Source organism: Bacillota bacterium (assembly GCA_040754675.1).
GTDB lineage: Bacteria > Bacillota > Limnochordia > Limnochordales > Geochordaceae > Geochorda.
The window spans coordinates 1-8,597 of sequence record JBFMCJ010000151.1; the positions used below are offsets into that span (position 1 = coordinate 1).

An 8,597-nucleotide genomic window follows, 5' to 3' on the forward strand; every position below is an offset into this window, starting at 1 on the left:
GGGGCATGGCGCGGCACGGCGGCGGCTCGTTCTCCGGCAAGGACCCCACCAAAGTGGACAGGACGGGCACCTACGCCGCCCGTTACGTGGCGAAAAACCTGGTTGCCGCGGGCCTTGCCGAGCGCTGCGAGGTGCAGGTGGCCTACGTCATCGGCGTGGCGCGCCCCATCTCGTTCATGGTGGATACCTTCGGCACGGGGAAGCTGCCCGACCCGGTGCTGGCCGAGATTGCCGGACGGCTGGTGGATCTGCGCCCGGCGGCCCTCATCGAGCGCTTCCAGTTGCGCCGGCCCATTTACCGGCAGCTGGCCACCTACGGCCACTTCGGCCGCCCCGAACTCGATCTACCCTGGGAGCGCACCGACCTGGTCGAGCCCCTGAAGCGGGCAGCGCAGGCGTGGCTCGAGGCCCACTCGGCCCGCGCCGCGGCCGCGGCGTCGGAGCCGCCCGGTCGGCAGCACTGAGAGGAAGGATCCGACCATGCCCGATGCAGCGGTGCCGGCGTCGCCGGCGGCTTCGCTCGAAGAGCTGGGCCGGCGGCGCATCGAGTGGGCTGACTCGTTCATGGCCGTTCTGGCGCAGATCCGCGAGCGGTGGGCGGCCGAACGGCCGCTGGCCGGGGTTCGTATCTCCGCCTGCCTGCACGTGACCACGGAGACGGCCAACTTGGTGCGCACGCTGGCGGCGGGCGGCGCGGAGGTCCGGTTGTGCGCCTCCAACCCCCTTTCCACCCAGGACGATGTGGTGGCGGCGCTTAACTCGGTCTACCGGATCCCCACCTTTGCCCGGCGAGGCGTCACCTCCGAGGAGTACTACGCCCACATCCGCCAGGCCCTGGACCACGGCCCCGCCATCACGATGGACGATGGCGCCGACCTGGTGACCACGCTGCACACCCGGCGACAGGAGCTTCTGGCGGGGGTGCGGGGCGGCACCGAGGAGACCACCACCGGGGTCGTCCGGCTTCAGGCGATGGCCAGGGACCGCGTTCTGCGTTACCCGATTGTGGCGATCAACGACGCGCGGACCAAGTTCATGTTCGACAACCGCTACGGCACGGGGCAGTCGGCTATTGACGGCATCCTGCGGGCCACCAACGTACTGCTCGCCGGCAGTACGGTGGTCGTCGCCGGGTACGGGTGGTGCGGGCGAGGCATCGCCATGCGGGCAAGGGGCATGGGGGCCAGGGTCATTGTCACCGAGGTGGACCCGCTGCGAGCCCTCGAGGCCGTCATGGACGGGTACCAGGTGATGCCCATGGCCGAGGCGGCGCCGCAGGGCGACGTCTTCATCACCGCGACGGGCAACACGGCCGTCGTGCGTCAGGAGCATTTCCTGCGGCTGAAGGACGGGGCCATCCTGGCGAATGCCGGCCACTTCGACGTCGAGGTGGACGTGAAGGCGCTTGCAGCGCTCTCGAAGTCACGGCGCCAGGTGCGGCCGAACGTGGAGGAGTTCGAGCTGCCGGGCGGCAAGCGGGTCCGGCTGGTAGGCGAGGGGCGGCTCGTCAATCTGGCGGCGGCGGAGGGGCACCCGGCACAGGTCATGGACATGAGCTTCGCCAACCAGGCGCTGGCCGTGGAGTGGCTGGTGCGGGAGGGCGGCGGTCTGGAGCCGCAAGTCTACCCCGTGCCGGACACCATCGACCGGGAGGTGGCGCGGCTGAAGCTCGTGTGCATGGGCGTGGCCATTGACAACCTGACCGAGGAACAGGAGCGCTACCTATCGGCCTGGGAAGAGGGGACCTGAGAGGGCCCGGGTTCCCGGAGTAGAACGAGGGCGGCCGGCGGTTCTCTGCCCGGGCACAAGCGAGCCTTTGACCCGGGGCCGGCGGCCGTTTCTTATGCCGGCAGATGACAGTACGGTTAACGTCGGCTATACTAACCCCGCCCGCAACCTCGCTCGACCGCGTCGCCCATCGCTCGTGACCCCCTGACCGGCCGCTCGGCAGGAGAGGGGTTGGGCGACATGAGGTCCGGCGGTAGACCAGCGCCCGGGTGGCTGTCGCAACCTGGTGCAGTGGCCGCAGCGGCGGCAGCGGCCTTCGCCCTGATGGCGGCAGCGCCGGCGCAAGGTGCCGGGGCGGCCGCGTCGGCCGTCACCCTGCAGGTTCTGGTCGCCGAGGCTCTGGAACTCGGCGTACCAAGCGGCCTCACCGTTTCCATCACCAACGTGGCGCCGGGGCGGACGCTCGAGCAGAAGCTGGACATCCCGGTCAAGGCCAACGTGCCGTGGATTCTCAAGCTGCAGGCGGCTGAGGGCGCGCGGCCGCGCTCGGCCGCCACCAGCGAGACCACCGCTAACCCGGTCGGCTTTCGGGTCGGCGCCACCAGCGGCTATCTGGGCGAGGTGGCCGAACAGGAGCTCGCGCGAGGCGCTCCCACGGGCGAGGCCGGCCAGCCCGTATCGGTCGTCTTCGAGTACGCTGCCACCTTCGACGACGAGCCCGGCACCTATGCGATGACCCTGACCCTGGTGCTGGCGCGGCAGATCTGACGTGGCGGCGTGCCGCGCCAGCTCGCGAGAGGGGGAACGTGCCGTGCTGCCGGTACCCGCACTCCGCAAAGGTCTGTTGGGGCTTGTTGCTGTGGCTTTCGTCGCGGCAGCGCCCGGGCCCGCGTCGAGCTCCATCCGGGTCAGCCCCCTGATGCTCGACGGTGACGCCGGCCATGCGGGCGGTAGACTCGGGCCGGTCTACGTCACCAACACGTCTGGACAGCCCGTTCCCGTGCAGGTGGAGTTAGCAGGACTAACTCACGACCCTGACGGATACCCCGTTTTCCTTACGGATCCGGAGCACCGCGATCTGGCCATCCGGTCGGTGCGCCCGTCGTGGACCAGCGCCGAACTCCGCGCCGGCGAGACAAGGGCGCTCTGGTTCGACGTTCACAGGCCTCCTCACGGTGGGGTGTACCTGGCCGCGCTGGTCCGGACGCCGGTTCCGACCGGGTCGCTGGTGGTGGCGGTCCTGCTGTTCCTGCGAGGGCCGGGGGCGTCAACGCAGCCATCGTTGCGCCTCGAAGGGGTGTGGGCCGAGCAGGAGACCCCTAACCAGCCGGTCCAGGTGGTGGCGCAGGTCCGCAACACCGGGGCGAGGGATGAGACGGCCCGGGGCGAGGCGCTCCTGGTGGGGCCCGATGGGCAATTGCAGGGCCGGATCCACCTGGGGCCGGCCACGGTGCTTCCCGGGGCGGTTCGCCTGCTGCGGGCCGAGTGGCGACCCGGGTTGCTGCCCCCCGGCCGGTACGTGGTGCAGGCGGCGCTCGCCGGGCAGGGAGGTGCGGCCCAGAAGCTCGCTGCCGGCTTCGACGTCATACGCCCCTACGAACTGGCGCGTCTTGCGGGCGCGCTCAGCCTGGCCGTGGAGGCGGATGCGGCCGGGATCCCGGTGGTGGTCGCCTCCGTGCACAACCGGAGTTCGCGTCCCGTGGCGCCCGTTCTGGAGATCTCTGTCACGGCCAAAGACGGGGAGAAGCGGAGCACGACCGTGCGCGGCCCCACCGTTGAACCCGGGGCCGTCGACAGGGTGCAACTGCCGTGGCCTGCCCCTCTGAGCGCCGGAGAGTATCAGGTCGACGTGGAGTGGCTCGACGGGGCGCGCCGGGTGGCTCAGGCGGCGCTCTCGCTGGCCGTGGCGCCCTCGCTGGCCAGGGGATCGGAGGGGCGAGCCACGCCATGACGATGCGGCGAGTCAGGGGTGCTCTGGCACGAGCATTGGCCGCGGGGGTCGTCGGGGGGAGCCTGGTCGGGGTGGCGCTTCTTGCCACCCCGGCCCGGGCCTGGAAGCCTCAGGTGGGCGGCGGCGGGCTCAGCCTCGCGGGCGAGCCTGTCCGGCCCGGCCAGACGTCGGTCGTGGGGATCGTCGGGTTCGGCGCGCCGGTGGAGGCCGGTCCGGTAGCGCTGACCATGCGACCCCGTTCGGGCTACCTGGGAGACGGGCAGGGTCACCTCATACCGGTTGGCCGGCTTGAGTGGGCTTTCCGCAGGCACCCGTCGGAGGCCCTTTCTTTCCGGCCCATGGAGAACGCAACGGCCACCGTCTATCAGGGCACGGGCGACTGGGCCGGGGAACTGGTCTTTCGCTTCCGGCCCACGTGGGCCGACCCGGCGAGCCCGAGCCCGTACCAGCTTGCCGTCGACTACACCATGAGCGCCACCACCGTGGACACCACGCCGGTCGTGGCCTACCCGGATCCCTACGACATCCGGTCGGGGCAAAACCTGAGCTTTTACCTCTACCGCCCGGCCGACGGCCTCCTCAGCGTGGCCGCGTGGAAGCAGAGCACGGGTCCGTGCGACGCAAGCGCCGCGGGGGCCCGCGGGCGCATCTTCTCGGTACGGGCAGGCTGGAGCCGCATCGAGTGGTCCCGCTCGTGGGCCGATTTCCCGGTGAAGACGGCGGGTTTCTACTGCTACGCCCTGTCCGATCCCATCACGCTGCGGACGCTGGGGGGAGGCGCTCTGCAGGCCGTCGACGGGTCGCGCACCGCCGTGTTGCGCGTCAAGGTGACGGGGGGCCCCGAGAGGCGGCCGGTGGCCGGGGCGCGGGTGACGGTGAGCGAGCATGGAAGGGAAGCGGGGCGAGTCTCCATTGCCGGGGAGGACGGGGTGGCGCGTTTTGATGGCCTCGAAGCGGGCCACTACCGTGTCGGTGCCCAGGCTCCCGGCTACGGGTATGGCGAGCGGGACGTCTTCCTGCCGCCCGATGCGGCCCCGGACGTCTCCCCGGTATGGCTCCACCTCCTGCCCGTGCCCGGACCCCGGCTTGCCCTGGCCCTGCGGCCTCCGCCTGCCCGTCAGCGGGTCGTTGCGGGCGACGTGGCGGAGGTAGAGCTTTCGGTGAGCTTCCCGCCGGAGGGGGCCGAGACGCCGGGGAGCACTCCCGATCCCGGTGCTGCTCGCATCGAGCTTGAACTCGACCCCGCCCTGCTCGTGCTGCCGGGTTCCTGGCACAGCGCTAACGCCGGACGGATACAGCCCACCGCGAGCGGGCTTGTGTGGGAGCTCGAGGCGCCCGTGCCCGGACAGGTGGCGATGCTGAGGGCAAGGGCCGTGGTGACTCCGCTGGCCGCCGGCAAGAGCGAGGTGGTGGCGAGAGCGACGGGCTCCCTTCGCCGCCTGTCGGCGGTGCTCTCCATGGAGCCGGTGACGGCCGGCTTGGCGCTGGGGGAAGCGGGGATTGACCGGGGAGGGCTCGTCGTTGGCCGGATCGAGGGGAGCACCCGCACGGCCCGCCGGCCTCTGTTCGTCGTCGCGGAGGACGGGAGCTTCGCAGTGGCGGATGAGGACGGCCTGTTCACGATGGCGCTGCCCGCCGGCCTGCACGTGCTGCGCGTGGAGCATGCCATCCCCCATGCTCTGGCGCCGGGTAAAGCGGGGCAGCCGGTCGCCCTCGTGGTGGACCCGGGTGGCATCTCATCGGTTGTCCTGGCTGCGCCCGGGCAGGAGGGGGGTGGCGCCGAAGCGGCGTGGGAGCTCTCGGCCGTCTCGGCGGGACGCTTCGAATGGGTGCAGGGGGGCCGTTACGGTGGGGATGTCGGGTTTACGTTGGAAGCGTCGGGCCCGGGGTCACTCGCCAGGGCCTCCGGCAACCTGTCCGCCTCTGAGCGCCCCCTGCTCGGGAGCGCCCGCATCGAGAGCGTGGTCTTCGCATCCGGCGATCACCTGGTGGTAATCGGCAACCTGGGCCGGCTGGGAGGCCCAGCGCCCGCCGGGAGGGAGGCCGAAACGCCCCGGCCGCTTGGTGACGGCGGCCCCCTGGATCTGGCATGGGTTCCCGAACGGGGCGTGGTCTGGCGGTGGGCCCCGGACGGCGAGGGCCCTGCGGGGCCGGGTGTGGAGCCAGGCGTCACGGCGTTGTGGAGGTCCGAGGGCACGCTGGAGGCGAACGAAAGCGGTGAGGGCACCCGCCAGCCGCTGGCACTGGTGCGGGCGGCGGATGCCGGTTCCGAAGGGCGAGTATGGGCCGCCTTGCGCCTCGACCCGGACGGCTCCGCCGCCGAAGGAACGCGCTGGCTCGCCGGTGCCGGCTGGGACGGCTCCGTCGGCGCGCGCCGGGTTGCCGTGGAGGTGATGCGGGGAAGCGGCGGAAGCGGCTGGGGTGCGCTGGTCGAAGGCAGCCTGCTGCCCGGAGGCGCCGATCGGGTGCAGCTTTCGCTTCGGCACCTCGACGGGGCCCCTGGAGGAGAGCGGGCGGTGCCGTTAAGCCTGTCCGGTAGCTCGGGTCCGGGCGGCCGGACCGAGGTGGAGTGGCGGCTGGCGCCAGGGCCACTCGATGGGGCGCTGCGAAGCGTGGGCTTCGGCGCGGGATGGTCCCAGGCGGCAGACGTTTACGCCCGGCTGGACTTTGCTGTTCCCCGCCGGGCCGCCGGAGGGTCGGCGGCGCCCGGGCCTGTGCTCCTGAAGGGCCGCATTGGGGGCGCCTTCGACGGCACGGCAGCCGTGCACCCTTACGCAGAAGCCGCCGTAACTCTCCCGAACCTCCGGATCGGGGCGATGCAGGTGTCGGCAGGCGGCGCGGTGCGGGCAGCCGGCAGGTATTTCGCCGGCGTTCAGCCCATTGACTTCTGGACGGAGGTTTCGGCCCGACCCCACGACACGCTCAAGCTCGGCGGGCGGGCCACCCTGGCAGCCGGGCGCGACCGGGAGGGCCGGCTGGCGCCTCCGGAGGTCAGGCTCCGCGGCGAGATCTCCCCGGGGCAGGCCGTGCGCCTCTCCACGCAGGCGCTGGCGACCTCCACCCGGCTTCAATGGGAGCAGGTGACGGCGAGCTATTCGGGTCCGGGGTCGCGGGTGGAGGTGCGCGTCACGCCGAAGTACATCGAGGCCGAAGCGGCCCTCAGGCGGCCTGACGGCGTGGGCTGCGGTGCCGGGACCGCGCTCCCCTGGAGGCTTTCGGCGTCGGCTCGCTGGCCGGCCCATCCGGCGGCGTCCGGGAGGCGGCTGCAGGTCGAGGGGGTATGGGCAAGCGGGCCCGGCGTCGTGGCGGCGCAGGCAAAGCATGAGGGTGAGGCGTCCGAGGTTTCCGTTTCGGCGTCGGTACACGCGCTGCGCCCCGGCGCCCCCTCTGCAACAGGGCCGGCTGGCGAGGCGGATGCCAGCGCGCCAGGGGCGGGGCGCCTGACCCTCTACGGTTCGGCGCTGTGGCGGCGCGCTGGGGGCCCTCGACCGGTCGCTGCGGTGGACACGTCCATGCTGAGGCTGGGCACTCGCGGGCCATTCGGCAACGCATGGGGTTGGTTCACCGAAGCCGCGGGGGCAGCCATCCGCGGCAACTTGCGGGAGCTTTACCGTGGCGTCCAGGCGGCGGCCGGCCTGTACGTGCTGCTGCCGGCCGGCGACGGGGGGATGCTGGCCGAGTTCGGCTGGCGGGTCGTGGCCCGTTCCCCCGGGCTGGAACATCCGGAACGGCTGGCCCCCGAGCTTCAGGGGGGCCTGTTCGTCCGGCTGACGGGCTGGTTGATGGAGAGGTACAATATGCCGTAGCTTGCGAGGAGGCTGTCTGGGCTGGCGAGCGTTCGGCTGGTAGCCATCCCCGTTTACAACGAGGAGCGTTCGGCCGAGGGCGTTCTGCGCAGGGTGCTGCAGGCTTCGCCTGACGCCGACGTGCTGGTGGTGGACGACGGTTCAACCGATGGTACGCCGCGCATCGTGGGGCGCTTTCCCGGCATCCGGGTGCTGCGGCATCCGACGAACCTCGGCTACGGCCGTGCGCTGATGGACGCCTTCCAGTGGGCCCTCCGCGGCGGCTACCGGCACCTGGTCACCATCGACTGTGACGAGCAGCACGAGCCGGAACTCATCCCTTCCTTCTTCGCCACCCTGGCCGAAGGGTGGGACATCGTGTCGGGCAGCCGCTATTTGCGGCCGCTTCCGGGGGAGGGGCAGCCGCCGCTGGATCGGCTCGCCATCAACCGCGCTTTCACGCGCCGCATCAACGAACTGACCGGGTTCGGCATCACCGATGCGTTCTGCGGGTTCAAGGGGTACCGGGTCGAGGCCCTGCAGCGGCTGCATCTGGCCGAGCCGGGGTACGGCATGCCGCTGGAGGTCTGGGTGGAGGCGTGGCGGCACGGGCTGAGCGTGGTGGAGGTGCCGGTGCCGCTGATTTACAAGGTGAACTTCGAGCGCCGCTTCGGCGGCAGCCTCGACGAACCGGTGATGCGCCGCCGCTACTACGAGGAGGTGCTGCGGCGGGCGCTCTCCGGGGAGGCGTGCCGGCGCCTGAGCGCGCCGGGCCGGTCGGCCGGCTGTCGTTGCTAGCTGGGGGGTCAAATCCATTGGAGACGGAACTCGGCGAGCTGCCCCGGGGGAGTATCGTCAGCACGTATGGTTCCGGGCTGGAACGCCCGGTCGACGTCCTGGCCGTCGGCGCCCATCCGGACGACGTGGAACTGGCCGCGGGCGGCACGCTGGCGTCGCTTGCGCGCCGCGGGCTGGGCGTGGCCATCCTCGACCTCACCAACGGCGAGCCGACCCCGCACGGCTCCCCGGAAAAGCGCCACCAGGAAAGCCACGCGGCGGCGCGCACACTGGGCGTGGCCGCACGGGTCACCCTCGCGCTCCCCAACCGGTACCTGTCCGACTCGGTGGACAAC

7 protein-coding genes are annotated in these 8,597 nt (G+C 71.7%); all 7 read left to right on the forward strand.

Annotation, left to right across the window (positions count from 1 at the left end):
* The coding region (locus AB1609_10255; GenBank protein MEW6046848.1) for a methionine adenosyltransferase domain-containing protein at nucleotides 1–464 on the forward strand (464 nt) is incomplete at its 5' end.
* Between the two features lie 16 nt (nucleotides 465–480).
* Nucleotides 481–1,749: an adenosylhomocysteinase gene (gene ahcY / locus AB1609_10260; GenBank protein MEW6046849.1), complete on the forward strand. Its 1,269-nt coding sequence runs from the start codon at nucleotides 481–483 to the stop codon at nucleotides 1,747–1,749.
* A gap of 219 nt (nucleotides 1,750–1,968) precedes the next feature.
* Complete coding sequence (locus AB1609_10265) at nucleotides 1,969–2,496, forward strand: hypothetical protein (protein ID MEW6046850.1); 528 nt, start codon at nucleotides 1,969–1,971, stop codon at nucleotides 2,494–2,496.
* A 43-nt stretch (nucleotides 2,497–2,539) separates the two neighbouring features.
* Nucleotides 2,540–3,679 (forward strand): hypothetical protein, encoded by a 1,140-nt coding sequence (locus AB1609_10270; protein ID MEW6046851.1) that lies wholly within the window; start codon nucleotides 2,540–2,542, stop codon nucleotides 3,677–3,679.
* A complete protein-coding gene (locus AB1609_10275) occupies nucleotides 3,676–7,485 on the forward strand; it encodes a carboxypeptidase-like regulatory domain-containing protein (GenBank protein ID MEW6046852.1) in 3,810 nt (1,269 codons plus the stop codon). The genes AB1609_10270 and AB1609_10275 overlap by 4 nt, the downstream gene beginning before the upstream one ends.
* A 45-nt stretch (nucleotides 7,486–7,530) precedes the next feature.
* Nucleotides 7,531–8,262: a glycosyltransferase family 2 protein gene (locus tag AB1609_10280; GenBank protein MEW6046853.1), complete on the forward strand. Its 732-nt coding sequence runs from the start codon at nucleotides 7,531–7,533 to the stop codon at nucleotides 8,260–8,262.
* Nucleotides 8,263–8,279: 17 nt separating this feature from the next.
* Nucleotides 8,280–8,597: PIG-L family deacetylase (locus tag AB1609_10285; GenBank protein ID MEW6046854.1), on the forward strand; the 318-nt coding region annotated here is incomplete at its 3' end.

Excerpts from the sequence above, each read along its gene's own strand:
- AB1609_10265 (MEW6046850.1), top strand. The coding sequence starts at position 1,969 with ATGAGGTCCGGCGGTAGACCAGCGCCCGGGTGGCTGTCGCAACCTGGT.
- AB1609_10275 (MEW6046852.1), top strand. The coding sequence starts at position 3,676 with ATGACGATGCGGCGAGTCAGGGGTGCTCTGGCACGAGCATTGGCCGCG.
- ahcY (MEW6046849.1), top strand. The coding sequence starts at position 481 with ATGCCCGATGCAGCGGTGCCGGCGTCGCCGGCGGCTTCGCTCGAAGAG.